The organism is Frankia sp. AiPs1, from assembly GCF_023716945.1.
Lineage (GTDB): Bacteria > Actinomycetota > Actinomycetes > Frankiales > Frankiaceae > Frankia.
Map to the genome: position 1 here is coordinate 1 of NZ_JAMQQF010000977.1, position 1,240 is coordinate 1,240.

1 protein-coding gene is annotated in these 1,240 nt (G+C 74.8%); it reads right to left on the minus strand.

Annotated features, from left to right (window positions below):
• Positions 1 to 1,240, minus strand: a 1,240-nt coding sequence (gene glyS, locus ND748_RS32300) for a glycine--tRNA ligase subunit beta (RefSeq protein WP_251750060.1), incomplete at both ends; no start/stop codon positions are given.

Consider the following 1,240-nt stretch of genomic DNA (forward strand, 5'->3'; position numbering starts at 1 on the left):
ACCGAGCGCCCCCCGGCGCAACCCGAACGGGTCGGAGCTGCCGGTCGGCGCGGCATCCAGGGCGAACAGCCCGACGAGCAGGTCGAGCCGGTCGGCGAGGGCGAGCAGCGACCCGGCGATGGTGGCGGGCAGGTCGTCGCCCGCCCGGCGCGGCAGCTCCATCTCGTAGAGCGCGGTGGCGACGGCCTCGGGCTCGCCGGCCCGGCGGGCGTATTCCCGGGCCATCGTGCCGGCGAGGCTGGACAGCTCGACCACCATCTGGGTGGCCAGGTCGAACTTGGCGAGCGTGGCCGCCCGGTCCAGGGTCGCCCGGTCGTCGACGCCGAGGCCGATCTCGTCGCCGAGCGCGCGGGCCAGCGTCCCGATCCGGTCCGCCCGGTCGGCGACCGAACCGAGCCTTTGTTCGAAGGTGAGCTTCGCGAGCTCGGCACGGAAGGTCTCCAGCGGCACCTTGACGTCGGCGTCGTAGAAGAACGCGGCGTCGGTGAACCGGGCCCGGATGACGTCCTCGTTGCCGGCGCGCACGAGCGCGTCGTCGACCTGCCCGTCGGCGACGGCGACGAAGGCCGGCAGCAGCCGCCCCGCCGCGTCGCGCACGGGCAGGTACCGCTGGTGCTTGCGCATCACGGTGGTGAGGATCTCCGCGGGCAGCTCCAGGAACCGCGCCTCGAAGGCGCCCAGCAGCGGCCGCGGGAACTCGACGAGGTTCGTCACCTCGGCGAGGGTGTCGGCGTCGGCGTCGGGATCGATGTGGCCACCGGTGTCCGCGGTGAGCTTGGCGGCCTCCTCCAGGACGAGGTCGCGACGGACCGCGGCGTCGAGCAGGATCGAGCGGGCGGCGAGCAGCTCCGGGTAGCCGTCGGCGCTGGCCACCTCGATCAGCGGCGATCCCGCCCGCCGGTGGCCCAGGGTGGTCCGCCCGGCGGCGAGAGAGGACACCGCGACCGGCACCACCACCTCTCCGAGCAGGGCGACCAGCCAGCGCACCGGGCGGCTGAAGGACAGCTCCGGGTCGTTCCAGCGCATGTTGCGTTCCGCGCGCAGCCCGGCGACGAGCTCGCCGAGGACCTCGGCCAGCACGTCGGTGGCGTCCCGGCCGGCCTCGGTGCGGACCAGTGCGACATGCTCGACGTCGCGGTGGGTGACGAGCTGCAGGTCCGCCGGGTCCGCGCCCTGGCCGCGGGCAAAACCGACCGCGGCCTTCGTCGGCGCGCCGGCGGCGTCATAGGCGGCCGCGACC